Genomic DNA, 24,599 nt, shown 5'->3' with positions numbered 1-24,599 from the left:
CATTGTGAGTATACCGACCGGTGTGTTTACCTGCCCGCATGGAACACACAGAGACACGCACCTCCCGTTCCGTACCCTTCCCCCTGCTCGCCGCCGGACTGGTGGTGATGTGGAGCTCCGGCTTCGTCGGCGCGGAGCTGGGCACCCGGCACGCGCCCGCGACCACGCTGCTGGCCTGGCGCTTCCTGGTCGTGGCCGCCCTGCTGGCGGGGTGGTGGCTGTGGCGCGGCCCGCGGATGCCGCGGCGGGACTTGGCCGCGCACGCCGTGCTGGGCCTGCTGGCCCAGTCCGGGTACCTGTACGGGGTGTTCGCCGCCGCGCAGGCGGGTGTGGCCGCCGGGACGAGCGCGCTGGTGGCCGCCCTCCAGCCCCTGGTGGCGACCGCCCTGGCCGTCCCGCTGCTGGGCGAGCGGGTGCGGCCGCGCCAGCTGGCGGGCCTCGCGCTGGGGCTGGCCGGGGTCGGCCTGGTGGTGGGCGCGGACCTGTTCCGGTCGGGCGCGGCGCCGTGGTGGGGGTACCTGCTGCCGTTCGGGGCGATGCTGTCCCTGGTGGCCGCGACCCTGCTGGAGCGCCGCGCGCGGCCCGGGGGTTCGGTGGTCCAGGCCCTGGCGGTGCAGTGCGCGGTGAGCGCGGTGCTGTTCACGGGGCTGGCCGCGGCCACCGGAACGCTGGCCCCGCCCGCCGACCCCGGCTTCTGGGCGGCGGTGGCGTGGGTGGTGGTGCTGTCCACCCTGGGCGGTTACGGCCTGTACTGGGCCGTCCTGGCCCGCTCGGGTGTGGCCCGGGTGTCGGCCCTGCTGTACCTGACGCCGCCCACCACGCTGGTGTGGTCGTGGCTGATGTTCGGCGACCCGGTGGGCCCGGTCGCCCTGGCGGGGATGGCGGTGTGCGCGGTGGCCGTGGTGCTGGTGAGCGCCGGGGGAACCGGAAGCCGCGCCGCCCGGACGGACGCGAAGACCACCGGCGTTCCCGGCCGGGAACCGAAACACACGGCCGGTTCCACCACGAGCACCCCCGACCGGGAACCGGAGCACGCGACCGCAACCACCACGGACATCCCCGACCGGCTACCGGCGCGGCGGGCCGAGGCCGCCGCCGGTGCTCCCGCCCGAACGCCGGAACGCGCGACCGGGGGCGCTACGGGCGCTCTTGGGCCGGAAGCGGGCCGACCCCGTCCGCGGAGACGGTGACCTCGGTCCGCCCCTCCTCCTCGACCGGCTTCCACACCTGCTCCGCGAGCAGCGGCCCGCTCCCGGCCGCGTCGGGGACCACGGCGGTGCACACCACCTCCACCACGGCGTCGGGGTCCAGGAGGTCGACCACCCCCAGGACCGTCATCGGCGGGTGGAAGCGGCCCATGTGGCGCCGGTAGACCGCGCCGACGCTCTGGCTCTGGGCCCGGTAGGCCGCCATGGACGTGGTGAAGACGCGCATATCCACCACGTGGGCGGGTTCGGCGCCCGCCGCGCGCAGCGCCTCCACCGCGTTGGCGAGCGCGCGGTCGAACTGCTCCGCCAGGCCGGTTCCGACGATCCTGCCGTCGGGGCGGTACGCGCGCTGCCCGCCGACGTGGACCACCCGCCCGGGGCTGACCACGAGCGCGTGGGAGGAGCCCGACGGCTCGGCGAGGGTGAGCGGGTTGACGATCTCGTGCGGTGTGCGGCCCATCGGCGGCCCCTCCTGCCCGTGTCGCGCCCGCCGCCCGTCCCGGACGGCCCCTTTGGGAACCCGCCGCGCGTGCGGCTACGATGAGCGCATGTCGATCACTGTGCTGCTGTCCGCCCTCGCCCTCGTCGCCGCGCTGGGCGTCTTCGCCGCCATCTTCGTCGGCGGCGCCGTCTACGTCGGCCGCGTGCGCCGCAACGGCACCGAGGCCGTCCTGGCCGGGGCCCGCAGGCACCGGGAGCTGCGCGGCTAGGAGGGCCCGTCCGAGCGCCCCGTCGGGCGGCGGGGAGGTTCAGGCGCCGTCGAAGTCGTCGGGGTCGGGGCCGAACCTGCTGTCGGTGTTGAGCCCGCTGATCCGGTCCATCTCCGCGCGGGAGAGCTCGAAGTCGAAGACCTGGAAGTTGGAGCGGATGCGCTCGGGGGTCACCGACTTGGGGATCACCACGTTGCCGAGCTGGATGTGCCAGCGCAGCAGCACCTGGGCGGGCGTGCGCCCGTGCTCCTCGGCGACCGCGACGACGGTCGGGTGACCGAGCAGCTTGCCCTGACCCAGGGGGCTCCACGCCTCGGTGACGATGCCGTGCTTGGCGTCGAAGGAGCGCATGTCCGCCTGTGTGAGCAGCGGGTGCAGCTCGATCTGGTTGACCATGGGCGTGATGCCGCCCTCCTCCATGACCCGCTCCAGGTGCGGGCGCTGGAAGTTGGACACGCCGATGGCGCGGACGCGGCCCTCGGCGTAGAGGCGCTCCAGCGCCTTCCAGGTCGGCACGTACAGGTTCCGGCGGGGCATGGGCCAGTGCACGAGGTACAGGTCCACGGTGTCCAGGTTCAGGCGGCCCAGGCTGGCCTCGAAGGCGCGCAGGGTGGCGTCGTAGCCCTGGTCGGGGTTGGCCAGCTTGGTCGTCACGAACAGCTCGCCGCGCTCCAGGCCGGAGCGGCGCAGCGCCTCGCCCACCCCCTCCTCGTTGCCGTAGGCGGCCGCGGTGTCGATGCTGCGGTAGCCCGTCTCCAGCGCGGTGGAGACGGCCGCCACGACCTCCTCCTGCGGCACCTGCCACACGCCGAAGCCCAGCTGCGGAATGCGCAGGCCATTACCCAGAGTGAGTTCTGGAACGGTCATCTGCTGCATCTGTCTCATCCCCCGTCAGCGCCGAACGGTCTGCCTTGCTCTTCCAGCCTGCGGTCTTCCCCCTACCGCAGTCGCATACTGCCACGTCCGCGCGGATCGCGGTCCCAGATGCGCCGTGACTGTGCGGGCTTTTTACCGTTCACGCCCGGTGACAGCCGACGTGTGTGGACATCCCGGACACCGAGGTCGCCGCGCAACCGGAGGGAGCCCCGGCGGGAGCGGCGCGAGGTTCCCTCCGGTTGCGTCCTCCCCACCCTTGCGGCACCTCCCACGCGTCACTGTGCTCTCTCTTCTCTCACCCCTACCCGGTGGGACCGGTCATGCCCACACGCCCTTCGCTCCCCTGTGCCCGAGGGGCCGCCGCCGATAGGCTGCCCTGGCCGTTCTGGAGGTGGGGCGATGGGACACGAACAGCGTGCCCGGGTCGGCGCCGAGCTGGCGCGGGAGCGGGCCGGGCTGGTCGAGCGCATCGTCGCCGAGGTGCACGCCGAGGTCCCGGCCTACCGCGCGCTGCACGGGTCCCAGCTCACCGAGGTGCGGGCGATCACCGGGTGGCTGATGGGCCGCTCGTTGGAGCTGTGGGCGGCCGGGGCGACGCGGCTGCCGCCGGAGGACGTGGAGCGGCTGCGCGGGATCGGCCGGTCGCGGGCGGCCGACGGGCGTTCGATCGGCGCTGTGGTGCGCGCGCACCGGGTGGGCTCGGCGGCGGCGGTGCGCCTGGTCGCCGAACTGGCCTCCGACCGGCTCGACGCCGCCGACGTGTTCGCTCTGGGCGAACTGTGGCTGACCTCGATCGACCAGATCTCCGAGAGCCTGTCCGCGGGCCACGCAGAGGCCGCGCGCCGCCTGGACGCGGACCTGGAGCGGGCACGCAGGGCCTTCCTGGACGACCTGCTGATCGGTCGGCAGGCCTCGCGCGGGGCCATCCGAGACCGGGCGCGGACCCTGGGCATCGCCCCTCCCGACCCGGCCGTGCTGGTGGTGGCCGAGGCCGACGGCGGGCCCTCCGACGGGGCGCCGCGGGCGGCCGCGCTCGCCGCCGGGATGGAGCTTCTGGGCCTGGTGGAACCGGCGGGCGGCGACCCGCTGGTCACCACGCGTTCGGGACGGGTGGTGCTGCTGGTCCGCCCCGACGACGCCGACCGGGCGGCCGCCGTGCTCGGCGCGCGCCCCTGGCGCGGGTGCGTGCTGGAGCCGCGGGCGCTGACCGACATGTCGGCCGCCTACCGGCTGGCCGACGACGCCCTGGAGACCGCGCCCCCGCACGCCTTCGACTCCCGGGGGCTGCTCGGGACCGCCGACGCGTGCGTGCTGGCGCTGCTCAACGGAGGTCCGGTCACCCCGGCCGCGGTCCGCAGCACCGTGCTGGGGCCGCTGCTGGCCGAGGGCAACGCCCACCTGCTGGAGACGCTGCGGGCCTACCTGCGCGAGGGCGCGGCGACCACGGCGGCGCAGGCGCTGCACGTGCACGCCCAGACGCTGCGCTACCGGCTGCGCCGGGTACGGGAGCTGACCGGGCACGACCCGCACCGGCCCTGGCAGCGGTTCGTGCTGGAGACCGCCTGCGCGATCGCGCCCTGACCCGTTCCCGCGCGGACGGGTGCCCGGGCCTCCCGGTCCCGTGGCGCGGGCAGGCCCCGACCCGCTCGTGCCCCGACGGGCCGGGTCGTGGTGCTCGTCGGGAGGGTGGTGGCCCGCTCGCGCGTACGGGCCCCACACGGCGGGGCCGCGCCATGACGTGCCCTGGCGGTCCGCTCGCGTGCGTACGGGCCGGGGACGGGCCTCGGACAGGTCCGGGGACGCCGGGGACGGATCAGGGCGCCGCGGAGGACCCGAACCCCTCCGGTGCCGCCCGGTGCAGGACCTGGTCGCGGTACTCCTGGAAGGACTCCCATCCGTCGCCGCCGTCCTCGCGCAGGAAGTCGCCCGTCGAGCAGTCGAGGGCACGGCAGCCGAGCACCTCGGCCATCCGGAGGATGGCGGGCACGGGGTCGCCGCCGCGGACGTGGAGCATCACGCCCGTGACCGGGTCCCCGGTGCCGATGTTGAGCTCCATGTCCCAGCCCTGTTCCTCGCCCCGGAGGTGGCCCCAGGCCGGATCGGACAGGTCCGCCTCGGGGAAGGCCTCGCGCAGCGTCGCCAGGAGCCGGGCCAGCGGCGCGATGGACCCGGTCCCGTAGCCCTCGGGGATGTCGTCGACGGACTCCGCGTCCGCGGGCGCCGGTGTCAGCAGCACGTCCCAGCTCATGGGACTCCTCTCTCACGGGGGTGCTCGGGCCGGAACACTAGCGGGCGCCTGCGACGGTCCCGGTGCGCCGGGGCCCGGCGCGCGCCGCCCCGGGTCCGTCGGAGTGCTCCGACCGGTGAAAGCACACGAAACTTACCCTCGGTTGGCGCGGGGTTAGGCCCCCGGGAGCGGTGGGTAGCCGAGACTGGCAGGCGGAGCGCGACCACCGCGCGCTCCCCGCGACACGGGTCACACCGACTGGAGGGGGACCAGATTGACGACCGCAGAGCGCAAGACCGGAGCGCCCAAGCCCAGGAGCAGCCAGCCGTGGCTGCACCAGAGCGGCGAGGAGATCCAGGAGTTCGGGACGGTCCGCCAGTTCCCGGTCGGGCTGTCCTACGACACCCGGATGTACTCGTGCCAGCGGCTGAACCAGGTGCTGTGCGACACGCGCATCCTGCACGACCTGTACAAGAAGCACCACTGGCTCATGCGCGGGCACACCTTCTACCAGCTGCACCTGCTGATGGACAAGCACGCCGGTGAGCAGACCGCGCTGATCGACGACCTGGCCGAGCGCGTGCAGACCCTGGGCGGCGTGGCGGTCGGCGACCCCAGGCACGTCGCGGAGATCACCAACATCCCGCGCCCGCCCAACGGCGCCGAGGAGGTGCCCGCGATGCTCTCCCGCCTGCTGGAGGCGCACGAGACGATCCTGGAGGACTGCCACGACGCCGCCGCGCGCACGCAGGAGCTGGGGGACGACGGCACGAACGACCTGCTGGTGTCGGACGTGATCCGCACCAACGAGCTCCAGGCCTGGTTCGTGGCCGAGCACCTGGTGGACACCCCGCTGGTGCGCAGCTAGGGCGGAACACACGCGTCGAGGGGTCCGGAGCGACCGAACCGCTCCCCGGAAGGTGGGCTGGCGGATCCAGTGCCCTCCACCGGGGAGCGGTTCCGTGTGCCCCGCGCGTGCGCTGTCCGAGCAGCGGCGCGGGGCTTGCCCGGCCGTGTTCGGGGCGGGACACCGCGAGAGCGCCGCCGCCCATTCGGGCGTCTGCCCCGCACCCCCGGCCGCCGCGGCATGCTGCCCTCCCGGCTCGGGCCGGTCGGTCCCAGGACCCGCCCACACCCCGCTCGTACGAGTTCCGGACATCCCCAACCCGGCATAACCGCCTCATCGATTCGGTGACCTCTCATCCTCTTTCCTCCGGGTGTGGGCGTGCGGCACGCGGCGGTCCGCGGACACGACCGCGCGGCACGGTCCCCGCGCCACCGCTTGCGGAGATCATGGCGGTGTCGGCGCCGCTCACCCGGTCCTGCCCCCTGTCGGCACACCACGCCCTGACAGAACGGGCGCACCCGGCCCGGCCTCCGGGCGGGCGCCCACGGCACCAAGGGAAGAGGCCCATGCCCTATTCCAAGGAATGCGTGTTCGGCGAGATCACCGCGGTCTTCTCCACCGGGGAGACCTCCCGGCCCGGCGCGGACTACTACTGCCTGACCGGCAGCATCGACCCCGAGGCCACCACCACGTGGATCAGGTCCACCGACGCCTCCAGCGGAGCGGTCCGGCCCGCCGAGGAATGGCGCAAGGTCGACTACTGCCACCGGGCGGTTCCTCCCCCCGGCTACCGCACCTTCGCCGACGCCCCCGGCCACGAGTGGTACTGGCCCCATCCCGTGCACAAGGAGCAGATCGCCTGCGTCAGGGAGAACATCGACGGGGTCGCGTACGCGGTGCCCGGCGACAAGTACTTCACCAAGGCGGACGGCGGGGCGTACGAGATGCTGCGCACCAAGCGGCCCCGGCAGACGCTGGAGCAGGACAGCGTCCAGATCGCCCCCGACCCCGGTTTCTGGGCTTACGGCAAGTTCACCGGGATGGGCGGCGTGGCGGACGCCGAGATGTTCGGGGAGGACCCGGGCGTGGTCTACGTGCTCAACCTGCCCCTTCCCGTCACCAGGGGCGGGGACCTGGTCCGCCCCAGGATCACCGATCCCGACAACATTCCCGATGAGCAGAACGCGGTCATCGACCGCGAGGTCGTCGTGCCGTGCCTGGCGGTCGACGACCGCACCAGGTCCCGGTCGTGGGTCATTGAGAACTCGCCCACCTACACCCTGCGCCGCCGCCGCTCCTACACGCTGGTGGCCGCGCTGGACCTGCGCGGCAGCAGCGAGGGCGGCCAGATGAGGCAGACCGTCTCCTGGGGAGTCACCGACACCCAGACCCAGACCTACAGCAAGAGCGTCGGCGTCACGGTGGGCTTCGAGGCCGGTGTGGCGGTGGAGGGCGTCGGCGTCAAGGTCAGCGGGTCTGTGACCACGACCCTGGGCTACTCGCACTCCTTCGCCAACTCCGAGATGCACCAGCAGTCGGTGGAGTTGGACGGGAACGCCGCCGCGGGCTACGTCACCGCCATGTACGCCGAGAAGCACGTGGTCTACGTGGTGCGCAACGACCCCGAGCACACCTTCTGCTCCGACGACGAGAAGAACGTGGTGACCTTCAAGGCGGGGATGCGCTACGCCGTCGTGGACAACAGCGGCAAACTCCCCCCGTCTCCCGCGCGCACGGGCGGGTTCGACCCGTCCATGCTGTCCGCGGACGGGCACCGCGCGGGCCGGGGCACCGACGGCCGGATCCGCTCGTTCGGCCGGAGCCCGGACGCCACCGATGTGCCCGCGCCCGACCAGCTGACCGGCCCGCACGCCCCCGCGTGCGTGCCCGAGCCCCGGAGCCCGCAGCGGAGCGGGCGGGAAGCGACGGCGGACACGTCCGCCTCCTAGGAGCCGCGTGGAAGGGCCGGGGCCGCAAACGCCTGCTGTCGCCGGAGGCTCCGGGAGACCGCGGCCTCGGCGGTCGGCTCCGGCCCGGCCGCCGCGTTCGGGGAGTGGGCCAAGGGGTCCTGTCCGCGGAGACGAGGGCGCATGTGGCCGAGGCGGCACGCGGACAGGCGTTCAGGGGCGGGGAGCATCCCGCGCACGGGGGTTGACGGGGCGCGGCCGGTTCGGGGACAGTTCTGCAATCGGTTGCAGTACCGGTCATGCCCTTGAAGCAATCGCTTACCACAGGAGAGGGGCCTCCCCATGGTCCGCCGCAGCTCCCCCGCCGACTCCGGGTCGGGCGTTCGGCCGTCCTCCGGAGCGGAGGGCAGGGTGATCACCGTGGCCGCCGACGGGTCCGGCGACCACACCGGGGTCCAGGCCGCGGTCGATTCCGTTCCCCCGGGCGGCGCCGAACGCGTCACCATCCGCGTCGGGGCGGGCGTCTACCGCGGGCCGGTGGTGCTTCCCGCGGACAGGCCCGGGATCACCCTGCTCGGCGCGACCGGCGACCCCCGCGACGTGGTCATCACCCACGACCGCGCGGCGGGCACCCCGAGGCCGGGCGGAGGGACCCACGGCACGTCCGGCAGCGCCAGCGCCCTCATCGGCGGGGACGACACGCACGTCCGCGACCTGACCTTCGAGAACTCCTGGCTGCGCGAGGAGCACCCCGGCGTCACCGGAACCCAGGCGGTCGCGGTGCGCGCCACCGGGGACCGGCTGGTCTTCGACAACGTGCGCTTCCTGGGCCACCAGGACACGCTGTACGCGGACTCGCCGGACGCGGACACCCCCGCGCGGCAGTACTACCGCGGCTGCCACGCCGAGGGCGACGTGGACTTCGTCTTCGGCCGGGCCACGGCCGTGTTCGACGGGTGCGTGTTCCACTCCCTGGACCGGGGCAGCGGCACCGACAACGGCTACGTGACCGCGCCGAGCACCCGGCCCGGGCGGGAGTTCGGCTTCCTGGTCACCCGCGGCCGCTTCACCGGTGACGCCCCCGCCGGGACCGTCTACCTGGGCCGCCCGTGGGTGCCCAGCTCGCATCCGGACGCAGAGCCGCGGGTGCTGGTGCGCGACTCCTGGATGGACCGCCACTTCCGCGGGCAGGGCTGGACCGCGATGGCCTCCGGCCACGACTGGCGGCGGTTCCGGATGCTGGAGTACCGCAACTCCGGCCCCGGCGCGCTGGTCACCGCTGACCGGCCGCAGATGGACCCGGCCGAGGCGGCCCGGCACACCGCCGAGGCCTACCTGGCCGGGGACGACGGGTGGAACCCGGTGCGGGAGCGCCCGGAGGGCACCGCGCGGGGACACTGACCCCGGCCCCGGCGGCCGGACACGGCGAAGGGCGGCGGAGCCAGTCGGCTCCGCCGCCCTCGCGAACGGACGGGGTGTGCGGGCGGCGGTCCCCGTCGGGGGGCCGCCGGCACCCGCGGACCCGGTTACTCCTGGTCGGCCTCGGGGCTCTCCTCGGCGGCGTCGTCGGCGCTGTCGTCAGCGCTGGCCTCGGGGCTCTCGGCCGCGTCGTCGGCGGCGGTCTCGACGATGTTGCCCTCGGCGTCCACGGCCAGGACCACGCCCTGCCAGGACTCCTGGATGAACTCCAGGACCCGCTCGTCGTGCAGCAGCTCGGCGAGCAGCTGGACGCGCTCGTCCTCGGCGTTCTCGGCCAGGGTCACCAGGCCGTTGGCGTAGGACTCGACGTAGTCGTCGCCCTCGGGCTCCCAGGCCAGGACGTTGGACTGCTCGGGCAGGTCGACCTCGATGGCGTAGTTGCCGTTGACCACCGCGGCGTCCACGTCGGTGATCGAGCGGGGCAGCTGCGCGGCCTCCAGCGGGGTCACCGTGATGTCGCGCGGGTTGTCGACGATGTCGTTCTCGGTGGCGGACTCCCCGGCCTCGGGGTCGACGGTCACCAGGCCCTCGGTCTCCAGGATGCCCAGGGCGCGGGCGAGGTTGGCCGGGTCGTTGGGGACCGCGATCTCGGCGCCGTCGGGCAGGTCGTCGATGCTCTCGACGCTCTCGGAGTACAGGCCGAGCCGCTCGATGTGGACGTCGGTCAGGTAGGTCAGCTCGGCGTCGGGGCCGTTGGCCGTCCACTCGTTGAGGAAGGCGCGGTGCTGGAAGTAGTTGGCGTCCAGCTCGCCCTCGACCAGAGCGGTGTTGGGGATGTTGTAGTCGGAGATCTCCTCGATCTCCAGGTTCAGCCCGGCCTCCTCGGCGAGGTTCTCCTCGATGAAGGCGAGGATGTCGCCGTGCGGCACCGGGCTGACGCCCACCCGCAGCACGTCCCCCTCGCCGCCGGACTCGGCGGCCTGCTCGCTGGGCGCGCCGCAGGCGGCGAGCGCCAGGGTGAGGGCGGCTGCTCCGAGTGCGGCTGGAGTCGTGCGCATGGTGCGCTCCTTCGTGATCGTGGATGGAGGATCGCGGGGACGGGCCCCGCGGCGGCCGGTACGGGTGCCGGCGAGGGTGCGGCTCCGCGGAACCTGTGGGGTACCGCGGGGCTGATCAGAGCCTAATCCACCGAATTGGTAGGAATTATCACTTCTCGGGCCCCGAGTACGTGGCATCGGCCACACGCGCCATATTACCTACCTAACAGGTAGAAATTATAGGATTATGCGCGCATCATGGTGACATGCCCAGCGCACACAGCCCTCTCGGCGCACCACCCGCCCCCGCACCGCCCTGGAACCCGCCGCCCCCGGCCGGTGAACCCGGCTCCGAGCACTCGCTCCTCGGCGTGCTGCCGCTGCCCGACGGCGACAGGTACATGCTGGTCTACGGCGTCGTCGTGGACGAGCCGCGCACACCCGACCGGCCGCTGCCCCGCGTGCGCGCCGGGCTGCTCGTGGACCGCGGCGCCCGCCGGGTCTGGTCCGGCGGCCGGGAGGTCGAGCTGACCTACCAGGAGTACGAGCTGCTGGACTGCCTGACCGCCTCGCCCGGACGCGCCATCCCCCGCGAGGAGCTGTTGGAGCGGGTGTGGAGCGCGCGCAAGGGGCAGAGCACGCGCACGATCGACGTGCACGTCCACCGGCTGCGCCGCAAGCTCGGCCCCGCCGGGGGTCTCATCACCACCGTGCGCAGGGTCGGCTACGTCTACGAGGGGCCTCCGGCGTCGGTGTCCGCCCCCCGAGGCTGAGACGCCCGCGCGGCCCCGGGAGCGGCGCCGCGCGGCGGGTTCCGGGTCGGGGCCGGGGCCTCAGCCGCCGAGCGCGGGCTCGGTGACGGGCAGCCCCCGGGCCCGCCAGGCGCGGTAGCCGCCGACCATGTCGGTGGCCCGGGACAGGCCCAGCTCCTGGAGCTGGACGGCCGCCAGACTGGAGGCGTAGCCCTCGTTGCAGAACAGCACGACGAGCCGGTCGGCGGAATCGGCCTCGGGGACCCGGTCCGGGCTGGTGGGGTCCAGCCGCCACTCCAGTACGTTGCGGTCGATCACCAGCGCGCCGGGGATCTCCCCCTCGGCCTCGCGGTTGACGGCGGGGCGGGTGTCGACCAGCAGGGCGCCCGCGCCTTGGGCCGTCAGCGCCTCGGCGGGCGAGAGCCGGTCCAGGCGGGCGCGCCCGTTCTCCAGGAGCCGTTCGACGGCGCTCACCGGCGGCCTCCCCTGGCGGGCACGTCCTCCAGGACGGGAACGTCCGGCTCGGGGTCGGTGGTCAGGACGCTCCGGGTCCGGCGCAGCGCCCCGTCGCCGCCGACCTCGTAGTAGTGCATGGCGGTCAGCGGCGGCGAGTAGGCGTGCACGCTCACGGCGGGCGATTCGGAGGCGTTGACGACGTCGTGCACGTGGCCGAGCGGGAAGCGGCCTCCCCCGCCGTCGGGCAGGTCGCGCTCGCGCAGCCCGGCGTCCCAGTACCGCTCGACCAGGTCCCCGGCGACGACCGTGAGCGCGCCGAGCGACCCGGCGTGGTCGTGCAGGCGCGTGGACTGGTCGGGGGTCCAGGAGATCAGCCAGACGTCGGTGTGGTCGTCGGCGCGCAGCCGGACCGACCAGCGGTTCTCGGCGTCGAAGCGGACCTCGTGGAGCCCCTCGCGGACCTCCCGGGCGACCTCGGCGGTCAGCTCGGACAGGCGGTCCAGGGTGAGCGGGGTGGGCGCCGCGGCGGGCGCTGCTGCGGTGTCGGTCATGGCGTGGTCCTTCGGAAGGTCGGTCGTGAGCGGTCCCTGGTCGGTCACACGGGCCGCTGACACCGCTCGTCGAAGTCGGTCGCCCGCGGGTGCGGTGGTGGTGCGCTGACTGCCATGAACGCAGTTAACCACATTCCCTACTGGTTTAGTTGTCTTAAGGGGTGGCGCCCCGGGCGCCACCCTGGGAAAACGGTCATCACGGGACAACGGATAGGGGCAGCGCTTTCCAGTACCCGCTCCGATCCTCTAGGTTGTCAGGGTTGCCACCCCACCCTCACGGAGCGAGAACCATGCCCCTGGTCGCCGGAATCGACAGCTCGACCCAGTCCTGCAAGGTCGTGGTCTGCGACGCCGACAGCGGCGCGGTGGTGCGCGAGGCCCGCGCCCCGCATCCCGACGGAACCGAGGTCCACCCCGACTCCTGGTGGTCGGCCCTGGAACAGGCCTCCTCCGGCCTGCTCGACGACGTGGCCGCCGTCTCCGTCGCCGGACAGCAGCACGGCATGGTCGCCGTGGACGAGGTCGGCGCGGTGGTCCGCCCGGCGCTGCTGTGGAACGACACCCGTTCGGCCGGAACGGCCCTGGACCTGATCGAGGAGCTGGGCGGCCCCGCCGAGTGGGCCAAGGCCGTGGACAACGTGCCCAACGCCAGCCTGACCGTGAGCAAGCTGCGCTGGCTGGCCCGGCACGAGCCGGAGCACGCCGACCGCACGACCGCGGTGATGCTCCCACACGACTGGCTCACCTGGCGGCTGACCGGAGCCGGGTCCGAGCCCACCACCGACCGCGGCGACGCCTCGGGCACCGGTTACTGGTCGGCGACCGACAACGCCTACCGCCCCGACCTGCTGGCGCGGGCGTTCGGACGCGAGATCCGGGTGCCGCGCGTGGCCGAACCGGCCGAGGCCGTGGGACGCACGCCCTCGGGCGCGCTGGTGGCCCCGGGTACCGGGGACAACATGGGCAGCGCCCTGGGCCTGGGGCTGCGCCCGGGGGACGCGGTGGTCTCACTGGGCACCAGCGGCACCGTGTTCGCCGTGAGCGAGGGCCCCACGCAGGACCCCAGCGGCATCATCTGCGGGTACGCCGACGCGACCGGTCGGTACCTGCCGCTGGTGTGCACCCTCAACGCGGCGCGGGTGCTCGGCGCCACCGCCTCGATGCTGGGCGTGGACCTGGCGGGGCTGGACGAACTGGCGCTGGCGGCCGAGCCGGGCGCCGAGGGCGTCGTGCTGCTGCCCTACCTGGACGGCGAGCGCACGCCGGTGCTGCCCGACGCCGCGGGGTCGCTGCACGGGCTGCGCCGGTCCAACATGCGCCCGGAGAACATCGCCCGCGCGGCGGTGGAGGGCATGCTGTGCGGGCTGGCCGACGGGTTGTCCGCGATGACCGACACCGGCATCCCGGTCAACCGGGTGCTGCTCGTGGGCGGGGCGGCGCAGTCGGCCGCCGTGCGCGCGGTGGCGCCGACCGTCCTGGGCGCGCGGGTGGTCGTGCCCCGGCCCGCCGAGTACGTGGCCGTGGGCGCGGCCCGGCAGGCGGCGTGGACGCTGGCGGGGAGCGCCGAGGCGCCGACCTGGGACCTGGGCGAGCCGGAGGCCTCCGCCGAGCCCGTGGACGCGCCGCACGTGCGCGAGCGCTACGCCGAGGCGCGCCGCTCCACCCACGGCCTCTAGGAATCCGGCACACCCCCGTCCGGGCGCCCGGGCGGGGGGCGGAGTCGCATGCGGCGCAGGGGCCTTCCTCCACACGCGGTCCCGCTACCGGCGCCGCTGCCACGGCCCACAGTGGCGCCGGTAGCGGAACCACCCGGTGAGGGGAGAGCGCTGGGGCGGAGGGCGGGGCTGTTCGGTACGCTGTTCCGTCGCAGGGCGGAACGGACGCGAGCGGTGGCGGGAGGGCGCATGTCGGTCGAGGAGCGGCTGCGGGTGCCCATCGGGTCGGCACCGGCCTGGTCCACCGCTCCCGACAGCCGCCGGGTCCTCGTGGTGGTCCACACCGTGACCACGCTGACCCGGCTGCTCGACATCCTCCCCCTCCTGGAGTCCGACCCCCGCGTGCAGGTCGTCTTCACCCGGGCGCGGACCTCCAACTTCCGTGAGGGCGTCACCGAGTTCCTCAGTGACATCGGCGCCGTCGTCGCACCGTGGGAACAGGCCGTGGAGGAGGAATTCGACCTCGCCCTCTCCGCGAGTTACGGCGACGATCTGCACCGGATCAAAGCGCCCATGGTGGTGTTCTCCCACGGGGCCGGATACAATAAATTGGTGAAACCGGAAACCGGAAACCGGAAACCGGAAACCGGAAACCGGAAACCGGAAACCGGAAACCGCGGACGCACCCACCGGCGAATTCCCACCGGAGGACGAGGCGGTCTTCGGCCTCTCCCGCCAGACCCTGCTCCGCGACGGCGCGCTCGTCCCGCAGACCCTGGTGCTCTCCCACACCGAGCAGCTCGACCGGCTGAACGCCGCCTGTCCCGAGGCGGTGGACGCGGCCCTCGTCGCCGGGGACCCCACCTACGACCGCGTCCTGGCCGGACTCCCCTGGCGTGAGCGCTACCGCGACCACCTGGAGACCGGGCGGCGCAGACTCGTCCTGATCAGCTCCACCTGGGGCCCGACCTCCCTGCTCGGCCGCTGGCCCGACCTGCCCCTCCGCCTGTTGGAGGAACTCCCGGTGGACGAGTACCGGGTGGCGCTGGCCCTGCACCCCAACGTCTGGCACGGCCACGGCCCCTGGCAGGTGCGCGCCTGGCTCGCCGACGCCGAACGCGCCGGGTTGCGCGTCCTGCCGCCCCGGCAGGGCTGGCAGGCGGCCCTCGTCGCGGCCGACCACGTCGTCGGCGACCACGGCTCGGTCACCTTCTACGGCGCCGCCCTGGGCACCCACACGGTTCTCGGCTCGTTCCCCCACCACGAATTGGCCAGCGACTCCCCCATCGCCGCCTTCGGAAGGAACGCGGCTCTCCTGCGCCCGGACGAACCGCTCCTTTCCCAGATCGCGGCGGACGCGGAGAAACACACCGCGGAAAGGTTCGCGCACACCACGCGAATGCTCACCTCCGTTCCCGGGAAATCCGGCGCCGTTCTTCGGACCGCGTTCTATCGCGTTCTCAATCTGCCCGAACCCGTCCACGGGGTGCGGGTGGCCCCGCCCGACCCGCCGGTCCCCCACCGGCGCGGATGGCCGGACACGGCCGACTGCGCCCCGCTCCTGGCCACCGCCGAGGAGGAGGACGGCGGCATCCGGGTGGCCCGCCACCCGGCCGAACCGGCGGTCACGGGCCGGCTGTCCCTGCGCCGACCGCACACGGTCACGCACGCCGACGAACCCCAGACCCGCTGGCGCGACGCCGCGGACGTCGTGGTGTGCGGGCCGGACCGCGGCGATCCGTGGCGGCGGATCGGCGAGGCGCTGGAGGTCCACCCCGGCGCCCGCCTGGCCGCCGCCGTGGACGGTGCCGACTGCCTGGTCGGTGACCGCGCCGCCCTGCGCCACCGGCTCTCCCCCGAGGAGGACGCGCGGGACGTGGACCCGGCGGTGTTCGCCTCGGCGTTCTGGCGGCTGCGGCGCGATCCCCGTGTCCGGGCCGCCGGAACCGGTCCCGCCGAAGGGTTCGTGTTCACCGTGCTGCTGGGCGACCGCGCCGTCCGGGTCCGGGCAGTATGGGAGCTTCCCTGAGGCACGGCGTTCCCGTTCCGCCGCGGGGACCGGCGGCCCTCAGCGCCCCGGCCCCGCCTCCAGGCGGGCGCGCACCCGCTCGGCCTGCCTCCGGTCCTCGGCCGCCTCGTACCCGGCCAGTGCCTCCTCCAGCGCGGCGCGCGCCGCCGCGGCGTCCACCGCTTCCAGGGCGTCGGCCCGCCTGAGGTGCATGTCGCCGACCCTGCGGTGGTCACCGAGGCGCCCGTGCAGTTCGGCGGCCCGCGCCCACCGGTCGAGGGCCTCGTCCCGGCGGCCGCGCCGCAGCAGCAGGTCGCCCAGGGCCGCGCCGAGCCGCGCCCGGTTCTGGAGGTCGTCCACCGGGTCCCCGGCGGCCAGCTCCAGCGCCCGGAGCAGCAGCTCCTCGGCCTCCGCGTCCCTGCCCTGTTCCAGCCGCACCCCGCCGAGCTTGCGCAGCGCGTTGCGGACCGCGCGCGGGTCGCCGGCGGTCCCGGCGACCTCCAGCGCCTCCGCGAAGCGGTCGGCCGCCTCCCCGGTCCCGCCGCCGCGCAGCGCCGCGTCGCCGACCGCCTCCAGCGCGGTGAGCAGCACCAGCGGCTGCGGCGGCGCGACGGCGCGGGCCAGCTCCAGGGCCCGTTCGGCGTCCTCGCGGGCCCGTGCGAGGCTGTCGTCGCGACGGTAGGCGATGGAGCGCTGCACGCACAGCCGCGAGAGCCGGGCCGGGGACAGGCGGTGGGTGCCCAGGGTCTGGTCGAGGAGTTCGCTGTGGGTGTCGACCACGTCGGCGAAGCCGCCGGAGGTGAACCACAGGGCCCAAAGGTGCTCGCACAGTTCGGCGGCGCGCTCGTACTCGCCGCGCACGGCCGCCTCGATGACGGTGGCGCGCAGGGCCGCGCGGTCGGCGTCCAGGAAGGCGCGGGCGGCCTCCCTGTCCGCGAAGGCGTGCGCGGTGGCGGCACCCGCCGGGAAGGCCGACCGCCCGTCGAGGTCGGCCTGGAGCCAGCGGCCGGGCAGCAGCAGCCGGTGCGCCGCCGCGGCCCGCTCGAAGTAGTGGGTGAGCACCTCCCGGAGGAACCGGTCCCGGTCGAGCGCCCGCGCGGCGCAGGCCCGCCGCACGCGCGCGGACAGGAACCGGTGGCGGCGCCCGGAACCCTCCCCGGACACGGTCAGGACCTCCTCCTCGACCAGCGCGGCCAGCGCCCCGCGCACCGCGTCGGCGTCGGTGCCGCTCCCGCCCGCCGTCGCGGGCTCCCGGCCCCACTCGGCCGGAGGGCCGAGGCGGGCAAGCCGCAGGGCGAGCGCCTCCCCGAAGTCGGTGTCGGGGTGGCAGGCCAGCGCGACGGCCAGAGCCCCGGGGGCCACCTCGGCCACGAACTCCTCACAGCCCTCGGGCTCCTCGGCGTCCCCGTGCACGGTTCGCGGTCCCCCTTCGAAGATTCCGCCACCGGAGGACCCCGGGTCGGCGCTCCCCCAGTCGGTCAGCGGTCCCGGGGCGAACGCGTGCTGCTGGCCGACCGGCCGGGGCCGGTCCCGCTCCTGCCCCGGGTCGCGCGTCCTCCGGCCGGGGACGGTTCCCGGTCCCCCGTCGGAGATCGCGCCACCGGAGGTCCGCCGGTCCGCGATCCCCTCACCGGGCCGCGGACCGGGTGAGGCCCCGGAAGGCCCTCCCTCCCGGGCCGCCTCCCGGTACACGGCCTCCAGCGCCTCCGGTACGCCCATCCGTCGGCGGGCCCGGAAGAGCCTGCGCCCGTAGCGCAGCAGCAGTTCGGGCCTTCCTCCGGCGAGCCGGACCAGCGCGGCCACCGCCGCCCGCTCGTCGTCGCGGCCGGGGGTCAGGCGCGCCTTCGCGCACAGCAGTTCGGCGGAGTGCTCCTCGTCCAGCGCGTCGAGTTCGACCAGCTCGTCGTGGACGTGGGGCAGGGCTTCGCCCAGGTCGAGGTCGTGCGCGGTGGCGACCAGGGTCAGGCTCCCCGGGCTGGTGGCGGCGAAGGGCAGGACGTCGTTCACCGAACCGGGGCCGTCGACCATGACGGCGACGGCGCCGCGCCGGTCGAACTCTCCGCGCAGCCGCTGGCGCCGCCGGTCCTGGGCGGCCGGGATCTCCTCCTCGGGGACCTCGGCCCGGCGCAGGATCCCGCTGACGGACTCCATGACCCCGTCGCGCTCGACGTCGGCGAAGAAGTAGCCGCCGGGAAACCGGTGCGGGTCCTCGGAGTAGGAGTCGTGCAGGGCCTTGAGCCCGAACGCGCTGGCCCCGCCGCCCCGGTGCGAGGCCTGGACGACAAGGACCCGGGCGTGGGCGCCGCCGTCGGCGATGAAGGCGCGGGCCCGGGCAAGCTGGCGGACGCGGTTGACGAACAGCGGCGGGGCGGGGACCGCGTAGCGCGGAGGGGCCGCGGCCGCGGCCCCTCCCCCGTCCCCGCCCTGGAGGACGGTGAACGAGAAGTCCCTGCCCTGGAGCAGCGCCCCGTGGCCGGAGACGCCCCCCGCGGTGCTGCGGGTGCCCTCGGACCACTCGTCGTCACGCCTGTCGTCGCTCAAGGGTCACCTCACGGCCGCATCGCTGCTGGGGCACGGGAAGCCTACCCAGCGGTCCCCGGACGACCCGGCCGCGCGGCCCGAAGGTGGCCGGTTCCGGCCACGACCGCCCGGCGTGACACCCCGAGGAGGGAGGAAACACCGGTTCTCCGGCACCCCCGGGTCTAGCCTGTCGGCGCATCCACCACTCGACGAAAGCGGGGCGAACATGGACCACGTACGGTTTCGCCAACTGGGGGAGTCATCCCTGCGCGTGTCCCCCCTGTGCCTGGGCGGGAACGTCTTCGGCTGGACCGCGGACGAGCACGCCTCCTTCCAGATCCTGGACGCCTACACCGCGGCGGGCGGGAACTTCCTCGACACCGCCGACTCCTACTCCGCGTGGGTCGAGGGGCACCGGGGCGGCGAGTCCGAGACGGTCATCGGACGCTGGCTCGCCTCGCGCGGACGCCCCGCCGACATGGTGATCGCCACGAAGGTCAGCGAGCACCCGGACTTTCGCGGCCTGTCCGCGTCCAACGTCAAGGCCGCCGCGAAGGCCTCGCTCGAACGGCTGGGCGTGGAGACCATCGACCTGTACTACGCGCACTTCGACGACGCCGAGACACCGCTGGCCGAGAGCGCCGAGGCCTTCTCCGAGCTGGTGGACGAGGGCCTGGTGCGCCACGTGGGGCTGTCCAACCACAAGCCCGGCCGCATCCGGGCGTGGCTGGAGGTGTGCGAGGAGCGGGGGCTGCACGCCCCGGTGTGCGTCCAGCCCCTGTACAACCTGGTGGAACGCGGGATCGAGGCCGACCTGGTGCCGCTGGCGCGCGAGCGCGGTCTGGCGCTGCTGCCCTACTTCGGCCTGGCCCGGGGCTTCCTCACCGGCAAGTACCGGCCGGGATCGACCGACGTGGACAGCCCGCGCGCCGGGAAGGCCCGCGCCTACCTGGACGAACCGCGCGGCCGGCGGGTGCTGGAGGCACTGGACACGGTCGCCGAGCGGTGCGGGGCCTCCCCGGCGGCCGTGGCCCTGGCCTGGCTGGCGGACCGGCCGTCCGTGGCGTCGGTGCTGGCCAGCGCCCGCGACACCCGCCAGTTGGCCGACCTCCTGCCCGCCAACCACCTGCGGTTGGACGAGGAGTCCGCGGCCCTGCTGACCGGGGCCACCGACCCGGAGCCGCCCGGGGACGCCTGAGACCCGGGACTCCACAGGCCCCGGCCCGCTGATCAGCGGGCCGGGGCTTCGGGTTCCCCGGGCCCCGGAAGGCACCCCGCTCCCGGGGCTCCGGACGCGGTCAGACGAGTTCGGCCAGCAGGGGGATCTGCTCGGGGTCGGCCAGCGCCGAGCCGACCGCCACCATCCGCGCCCCCGCGTCGAGGTACTCGCGCGCGTTGCGGGCGTCCATGCCGCCGGTGGCCACGATCCGCACGTCGGGGAAGGGCCCGTGCATGGCGCGGAACCAGGCCGAGCCGAGCGACGTCGCGGGGAAGGCCTTCACCCAGCGGCCGCCCGCCCTGAGCACGCCCTGGATGTCGCTGGGGGTGGCCACGCCGGGCAGGTGGGGCATCCCCGCCGCCTCCGAGGCGGCCATGACCTCGGCGTCGAAGCCCGGCGCGACGGTGAAGGCGGCACCGGCCCCGGCCACGTCGCGCACCTGCTCGGGGGTGATCACCGTGCCCGCGCCCACGGGGTGGCCGCGCTCGGCCCCGGCCCTGACGGTCGCGCGCAGCGCCTCCAGGCCCGGGGCGTCGCGGGCGGGCACCTCGACCGCGGTGACGCCCAGGTCCCACGCGCGCTCGGCCAGCGCGACCGTGGTGTCCACGGGCATGCCCCGCAGGATCGCCAGTACGCGGTGCCCCCCGAACAGTCCGTCCAGTCCCTGGTCACTCATGTCCGTCTCCTCTCACAGCGGCCACGGCCGCCGAAGCCTGGTCGGTCCACCGGTCGTCGGGGACCGCGAGCAGTTCGTCCACCGATTCCGCCGGGGGCGGGTCGGCCAAATCGCCCACCACGCGCAGGACGCGCCCGGCGCACAGGTGCCCCAGCCGCAGGCGGCCCCGCGCGTCGAGGCCGCGCAGCCCTCCCGCCAGGTACCCGGCGGCGAAGGCGTCCCCGGCTCCCACCGGATCGACCACCTCCACCACCGGAGCGGGCACGTACGCCTCGTCGTCGCCGCGGAACTCGGTGGCGCCGTGCTCGGCGTCCTTGACCACCAGGCGGTCCACATCGGGCAGGAGCGCGCGCACGTCGCGGGCGGTGGGGGTGCCCCACAGCTCCTCGGCCTCGTCCCTGCCGACGAGGACGACGTCGGCGAGCCGGGCCAGCTCCAGCAGGCGGGGGGCCGCCTGCCCCTCCTTCCACAGGCGGGGCCGGTGGTTGACGTCGAAGCTCACCGTCAGGCCGGGGTCGGACAGGAGGCGCTCGGCGAGGGCGTCGCAGCCGGGCGAGAGCGCCGGGGTGACCCCCGACAGGTGCACCGCCCGCGCCGTCCGGACGAGGGGGTGCGCGGCCAGTTCGGGACCCAGGGCCGAGGCGGCCGACCCCGCGCGGTAGTAGTGGACCGCGCTGCCCGAGGGCGAGGGGTCCTTGAACAGCAGGCCGGTGGGCCGGTCGGGGTCGGTCCGCACGCCGGACACGTCCACGCCGCGTTCGCGCAGGCTGCGGGTGACCACCCGCCCGAAGGGGTCGTCGCCCACGCCGCTGAGCCAGGCGGCCCGGTGCCCGAGGGCGGCCAGGGCGCACGCGACGTTGGACTCCGCGCCGGCGGTTCCCATGGACAGGAGCGGGGCACCGTCCAGGGGTGCCGGGTCGGCCGCGGTGAGCAGCAGCATGGTCTCGCCGACACAGGTGACCTGGGGCGTCACGGGTTTCCTCCGAAGGGCTGGGCCGCCGGGGCGGACACGTCCACGGGAACCGAGAAGAGGGCGCCGTCACCGGGCCCGGGGCGGTCGAGGCCGATCCCGGCGGAGGTGACGAACAGCCGCGGGTCGGGGGCGTCGACGACGCACACGCTGGTGGGCTGGGCGGCGGGCAGGTCCACCACCCGCTCCAGTGTTCCGTCGGGGTCGTAGCGGTGCACCCTGCCCGCACCCCAGACCGCGACCCACAGGTGCCCCTCGGCGTCGACCTGCATCCCGTCGGGGCTGCCGTCCCCGACCCGGGCGAAGACGATCCGCGCACCGGGGGTGCCGTCCGGGGAGATCTCGTAGGCGTCGATGCGGCCCTGGGCGCTGTCGGCGAGGTACATGCGGGCGCCGTCGGCGGTGAAGGCGGGGCCGTTGGGGACGGTGTAGCCCTCCAGGACCCGGGTGACCCGGCCGTCGGGGTCGGCGCGATAGAGCGAACCGGCCCCGGGGGTGCCGTCGTAGGCCATCGACCCGGCCCAGAACCTCCCGTCGGGGTCGCAGCAGCCGTCGTTCATCCGCATCGGCGTGGCCGCGCCGTCCTCGGGCCTGGCCAGCCACTCCGGTGCGCCGCCCTCGGACAGCAGCGCCACGCCCGTGCCCGCGGCCGCGACGAACCTCCCCGGTTCGTCCCGGACGGGGGCGACCGCGCCCAGGTGGACGTCGAGGGCGGCGACCACCTCGGCCGGGCCCGGCGTGCGGGGGTCGAGCCGCAGGAGGCGGCCGGTGAGGATGTCCACCATGAGCAGGTCGCGGCCCCGCAGGCGCAGCCCCTCACCCAGTTCGAAGCGGTCGGTGCTCCACGGTTCGCACAGCATGCGCGTCACTCCCTTCCTCACCACTCCGCGAAGGACCCGTCCTGGTGGCTCCACACCGGCGGCCTCCAGCGGTGGCCGATCCGGTCCGCCGCGCGCACGGCGTCCTCGTCCACGCTCACGCCCAGGCCGGGGGCCTCGGAGCGGTGGATGTGCCCGTCGGGGAAGGCGAAGACCTCGGTGTCCAGGACGTAGTCGAGCAGTTCGGCGTCCCGGTTGTAGTGGATGCCCATGCTCTGTTCCTGGATCAGGAAGTTGGGCGTGGCGAAGGCGACCTGCAGGCTCGCGGCCAGGGCCACGGGGCCGAGCGGGCAGTGCGGTGCCAGCAGGGCGTCGTAGGTCTCGGCCAGGGAGGCGATCCGGCGCACCTCGGAGACCCCGCCCGCGTGGGAGAGGTCGGGCTGGACGACCGCGACCCCCGCCTGGAGCGCGGGCAGGAACTCGCTCCGGCTGAACAGGCGCTCGCCGGTGGCGATGGGCACCGGGCTGGAGCGCACGACGTCGCCGAGCAGGTGCCCGTACTCGGGCAGGATCGGCTCCTCCACGAACATGGGGCGCAGGGGCTCCAGCAGGGGCAGGACCCGGCGGGCGGTGGCCGCGTTGAAGCGGCCGTGGAAGTCCACCGCCACGTCCCGGTCCGGGCCGAGCACGTCGCGTACCCCGGCCAGGCGCTCCACGACGCCGTCGATCTCGCGCACGGTGGCCGAGCGCCCCATCACCCCGGACGCGTTCATCTTCACGGCGGTGAGCCCGGACTCCACGCGGGCCGCGACCGCCTCCGACAGCTCGGCGGGGTCGTCGCCGCCGACCCAGCCGTACACGCGCACCCGGTCGCGGACAGGGCCGCCGAGGAGCCGGTGGACGGGGACGCCCAGGCGCTTGCCCGCGATGTCCCACAGCGCCTGGTCCAGCCCCGCGACGGCGCTGGACAGGATGGGCCCGCCCCGGTAGAACGCGGCCTTGGTGAGGCGCTGCCAGTGGTACTCGATGGGAGCGGGGTCCTGGCCCAGGAGGAGTTCGGACAGCTCCTCGACCGCGGCGCGCACGGTCTCCGCGCGCCCCTCCACCACGGGCTCGCCCCAGCCCACGACGCCGTCGTCGGTCTCCACCCGGCACATCAGCCACCGGGGCGGGACCAGGAAGGTCTCGATACGGGTGATTCTCACTGAGGTGTCTCCAGATCGTCTACGGCCGCGTCGTCCTCGGTGACGCGGAGGAGGTCTTCCCGGGCCTGCTCCAGCAGGGAGCGCATGGCGGACTCGGCGGCGCGCGGGTCGCCCGCGGCGACGGCCTCGGTGACCGCGCCGTGGGTGGGCACCGGGTCGTCGTGGGCTCCCCCGTGGACCAGGCGGTCGCGTTCGGAGAGCCCCGCGGCGAAGAAGACGTCGGTGCGGGTGAACAGCTCGTTGTGCGTGGCCGCCAGCAGTGCGCGGTGCCAGCGCAGGTCGGCCCGCGCGGCCTCCTCGGCCGGGCCGCGGCCGGAGTCGGCGATGTCGGTGAGCGCCGCGCGCAGTTCGGCGACGTCGGCGTCGGTGCGGCGCAGCGCGGCCAGGCGCGCCGCGGCGGGTTCGAGGGCGTCGCGCAGTTCGGCCAGCTCGCCGAAGAAGACGTCCCCCGCGCCCGCGGCGATCCGCCACCGGACCACGTCCGGGTCGAGCAGGTTCCAGTCGCCGCGGGGGCGCACGAACGTCCCCTTCTTCTGCCGGGAGCCGACCAGGCCCTTGGCCGCCAGGACCTTGATCGCCTCGCGGATCGCGGTCAGGCTCAGGTCGAGTTCGCCGCTGAGCGCGGCCAGGTCGATCGTCTCCCCCTCGCCGATCCGTCCGGAGAGCACGCGTTCTCCCAGTAACCGCACCGTCTGGCCGTGCACACCGCGCCCCGAGTAGGCCGCCATCACTTCCTCCGTTCCGGGCGTCCCGTCACGACGACGCCTTGTAGATACTCCACCCTCCGTCGACCGGCAGGCTCGTCCCGGTGACGTAGGAGGCCTCCGCGGAGGCGAGGAAGGAGATGACGGAGGCGACCTCGTCGGGGTCGCCGAAGCGGCCCGCGGCGGTCTGGGCGACGCTGTCGCGGCGCTCCTCCTCGCCCACGCCCTCCCAGGCGGCGGTGAGGACGGGGCCGGGCAGCACGCAGTTGACGCGCACCCGCGGCCCGTACTCGACGGCGAGCTGGCGGGTCAGGGCGGTGAGCCCGCCCTTGGTGGTGGCGTAGGCCGGTCGGCCGGGGAGCCCGAACCAGGCGTGGACCGAGGAGGTGATGACGACGCTGCCGCCGCTGGCGGAGAGGTCGTCCAGGCAGGCGCGCACCCCCAGGAACGCGCCGGTGAGGTTGACGGCGAGCTGGCGCTCCCAGGACCCGAGCGTGGTCTCGTGGGCGGGCGCCTGCTCGAAGGTGTAGGCGTTGGAGACCAGGACGCCCACCGGCCCGAAGGCGTCCCGGGCCGCCGCCACGACCCCGTCCCAGGAGGCCTCGTCGCTCACGTCGGCCCGCACCGCCAGGGCGCGCCCGCCCTCGGCGCGGATGCGTTCGGCGGCCTCCTCCAGGCTCGGGGACAGGTCGGTGAGCACCACCGAGGCGCCCTCGGCGGCCAAGCGGCGGGCGGTGGCCTCCCCGATGCCGCGGGCCGCGCCGGTGACCACGGCGGTGACTCCGCGGTGCCTGGTGTGTGTCATGTCGTTCCGTCCTCTGCTGCGTCCCCGGC

At 74.7% G+C, this 24,599-nt stretch carries 23 protein-coding genes; 10 read left to right on the top strand and 13 right to left on the bottom strand.

Translation table 11 applies throughout. The features are described 5' to 3' along the window. The first annotated feature begins 38 nt into the window (after positions 1-38). Positions 39-1,190: a DMT family transporter gene (locus PV789_RS11335; protein ID WP_274977378.1), complete on the top strand. Its 1,152-nt coding sequence runs from the start codon at positions 39-41 to the stop codon at positions 1,188-1,190. Here PV789_RS11335 and PV789_RS11330 read toward each other — a convergent pair. Continuing rightward, entirely contained in the window at positions 1,138-1,668 is a 531-nt protein-coding gene (locus PV789_RS11330) for a RidA family protein (protein WP_274977377.1), read from the bottom strand. The genes PV789_RS11335 and PV789_RS11330 overlap by 53 nt on opposite strands. A gap of 88 nt (positions 1,669-1,756) precedes the next feature. On the opposite strand from PV789_RS11330, the gene PV789_RS11325 reads away from it, so the two are divergent. Continuing rightward, positions 1,757-1,918 carry a hypothetical protein gene (locus PV789_RS11325; protein ID WP_274977376.1) on the top strand — a complete coding sequence of 54 codons (162 nt, stop codon included), beginning with the start codon at positions 1,757-1,759 and terminating at the stop codon, positions 1,916-1,918. A gap of 39 nt (positions 1,919-1,957) precedes the next feature. Here the strand turns inward: PV789_RS11325 and PV789_RS11320 are convergent, their stop codons facing one another. Beyond that, positions 1,958-2,785 carry an aldo/keto reductase gene (locus tag PV789_RS11320; protein ID WP_274978112.1) on the bottom strand — a complete coding sequence of 276 codons (828 nt, stop codon included), beginning with the start codon at positions 2,783-2,785 and terminating at the stop codon, positions 1,958-1,960. A 408-nt stretch (positions 2,786-3,193) separates the two neighbouring features. Between PV789_RS11320 and PV789_RS11315 the strand changes: the two genes are divergently transcribed. Next, complete coding sequence (locus PV789_RS11315; protein WP_274977375.1) at positions 3,194-4,375, top strand: PucR family transcriptional regulator; 1,182 nt, start codon at positions 3,194-3,196, stop codon at positions 4,373-4,375. A 232-nt stretch (positions 4,376-4,607) separates the two neighbouring features. Here PV789_RS11315 and PV789_RS11310 read toward each other — a convergent pair whose 3' ends face one another. After that, complete coding sequence (locus PV789_RS11310) at positions 4,608-5,042, bottom strand: hypothetical protein (protein WP_274977374.1); 435 nt, start codon at positions 5,040-5,042, stop codon at positions 4,608-4,610. Positions 5,043-5,295: 253 nt separating this feature from the next. Between PV789_RS11310 and PV789_RS11305 the strand changes: the two genes are divergently transcribed. From PV789_RS11305 to PV789_RS11295, 3 genes are all read left to right on the top strand, one after another. Beyond that, a complete protein-coding gene (locus PV789_RS11305) occupies positions 5,296-5,889 on the top strand; it encodes a Dps family protein (RefSeq protein ID WP_274977373.1) in 594 nt (197 codons plus the stop codon). A gap of 545 nt (positions 5,890-6,434) precedes the next feature. Continuing rightward, complete coding sequence (locus PV789_RS11300) at positions 6,435-7,817, top strand: hypothetical protein (RefSeq protein WP_274977372.1); 1,383 nt, start codon at positions 6,435-6,437, stop codon at positions 7,815-7,817. 300 nt (positions 7,818-8,117) lie between these two features. Continuing rightward, positions 8,118-9,176 carry a pectinesterase family protein gene (locus PV789_RS11295; protein WP_274977371.1) on the top strand — a complete coding sequence of 353 codons (1,059 nt, stop codon included), beginning with the start codon at positions 8,118-8,120 and terminating at the stop codon, positions 9,174-9,176. 125 nt (positions 9,177-9,301) lie between these two features. Here PV789_RS11295 and PV789_RS11290 read toward each other — a convergent pair whose 3' ends face one another. Next, entirely contained in the window at positions 9,302-10,252 is a 951-nt protein-coding gene (locus tag PV789_RS11290; RefSeq protein WP_274977370.1) for a MetQ/NlpA family ABC transporter substrate-binding protein, read from the bottom strand. Between the two features lie 245 nt (positions 10,253-10,497). On the opposite strand from PV789_RS11290, the gene PV789_RS11285 reads away from it, so the two are divergent. Beyond that, positions 10,498-11,004, top strand: a complete 507-nt coding sequence (locus tag PV789_RS11285) for a winged helix-turn-helix domain-containing protein (protein ID WP_274977369.1) — start codon at positions 10,498-10,500, stop codon at positions 11,002-11,004. 60 nt (positions 11,005-11,064) lie between these two features. Here the strand turns inward: PV789_RS11285 and PV789_RS11280 are convergent, their stop codons facing one another. Continuing rightward, complete coding sequence (locus PV789_RS11280) at positions 11,065-11,457, bottom strand: rhodanese-like domain-containing protein (protein WP_274977368.1); 393 nt, start codon at positions 11,455-11,457, stop codon at positions 11,065-11,067. Continuing rightward, positions 11,454-11,990: a cysteine dioxygenase gene (locus tag PV789_RS11275; RefSeq protein ID WP_274977367.1), complete on the bottom strand. Its 537-nt coding sequence runs from the start codon at positions 11,988-11,990 to the stop codon at positions 11,454-11,456. The genes PV789_RS11280 and PV789_RS11275 overlap by 4 nt, the downstream gene beginning before the upstream one ends. 290 nt (positions 11,991-12,280) lie before the next feature. Here PV789_RS11275 and xylB point away from each other — a divergent pair, with 290 nt between their 5' ends. Both xylB and PV789_RS11265 read left to right on the top strand, forming a co-directional pair. Next, a complete protein-coding gene (gene xylB, locus PV789_RS11270) occupies positions 12,281-13,666 on the top strand; it encodes a xylulokinase (protein ID WP_274977366.1) in 1,386 nt (461 codons plus the stop codon). A gap of 757 nt (positions 13,667-14,423) precedes the next feature. Beyond that, positions 14,424-15,674 (top strand): hypothetical protein, encoded by a 1,251-nt coding sequence (locus PV789_RS11265; RefSeq protein ID WP_274977365.1) that lies wholly within the window; start codon positions 14,424-14,426, stop codon positions 15,672-15,674. Positions 15,675-15,713: 39 nt separating this feature from the next. Here PV789_RS11265 and PV789_RS11260 read toward each other — a convergent pair whose 3' ends face one another. After that, entirely contained in the window at positions 15,714-18,194 is a 2,481-nt protein-coding gene (locus tag PV789_RS11260; RefSeq protein WP_274977364.1) for a tetratricopeptide repeat protein, read from the bottom strand. A gap of 205 nt (positions 18,195-18,399) precedes the next feature. Between PV789_RS11260 and PV789_RS11255 the strand changes: the two genes are divergently transcribed. Beyond that, a complete protein-coding gene (locus tag PV789_RS11255) occupies positions 18,400-19,371 on the top strand; it encodes an aldo/keto reductase (protein WP_274977363.1) in 972 nt (323 codons plus the stop codon). Positions 19,372-19,471: 100 nt separating this feature from the next. Here PV789_RS11255 and PV789_RS11250 read toward each other — a convergent pair whose 3' ends face one another. From PV789_RS11250 to PV789_RS11225, 6 genes are read right to left on the bottom strand one after another with little or no spacing between them, the layout of a single operon-like run. Continuing rightward, on the bottom strand, positions 19,472-20,068 hold the full coding sequence (locus PV789_RS11250) for a bifunctional 4-hydroxy-2-oxoglutarate aldolase/2-dehydro-3-deoxy-phosphogluconate aldolase (RefSeq protein WP_274977362.1): 597 nt from the start codon (positions 20,066-20,068) through the stop codon (positions 19,472-19,474). Then, positions 20,061-21,041, bottom strand: a complete 981-nt coding sequence (locus tag PV789_RS11245) for a sugar kinase (protein WP_274977361.1) — start codon at positions 21,039-21,041, stop codon at positions 20,061-20,063. The genes PV789_RS11250 and PV789_RS11245 overlap by 8 nt, the downstream gene beginning before the upstream one ends. Next, positions 21,038-21,898 carry an SMP-30/gluconolactonase/LRE family protein gene (locus tag PV789_RS11240; protein ID WP_274978111.1) on the bottom strand — a complete coding sequence of 287 codons (861 nt, stop codon included), beginning with the start codon at positions 21,896-21,898 and terminating at the stop codon, positions 21,038-21,040. The genes PV789_RS11245 and PV789_RS11240 overlap by 4 nt, the downstream gene beginning before the upstream one ends. Positions 21,899-21,915: 17 nt before the next feature. Further along, on the bottom strand, positions 21,916-23,061 hold the full coding sequence (dgoD, locus tag PV789_RS11235) for a galactonate dehydratase (RefSeq protein WP_274977360.1): 1,146 nt from the start codon (positions 23,059-23,061) through the stop codon (positions 21,916-21,918). Next, a complete protein-coding gene (locus PV789_RS11230; RefSeq protein WP_274977359.1) occupies positions 23,058-23,789 on the bottom strand; it encodes a FadR/GntR family transcriptional regulator in 732 nt (243 codons plus the stop codon). The genes dgoD and PV789_RS11230 overlap by 4 nt, the downstream gene beginning before the upstream one ends. Before the next feature lie 25 nt (positions 23,790-23,814). After that, positions 23,815-24,570, bottom strand: coding sequence for an SDR family NAD(P)-dependent oxidoreductase (locus PV789_RS11225; RefSeq protein WP_274977358.1), 756 nt, complete (start codon positions 24,568-24,570; stop codon positions 23,815-23,817). Positions 24,571-24,599 lie beyond the last annotated feature (29 nt).

The sequence above is a fragment of the Nocardiopsis camelliae genome (genome assembly GCF_028993595.1).
GTDB lineage: Bacteria > Actinomycetota > Actinomycetes > Streptosporangiales > Streptosporangiaceae > Nocardiopsis > Nocardiopsis dassonvillei.
The sequence above is the reverse complement of the archived record's forward strand: the minus strand, read 5'-3'. Positions and strand labels throughout refer to the sequence as shown.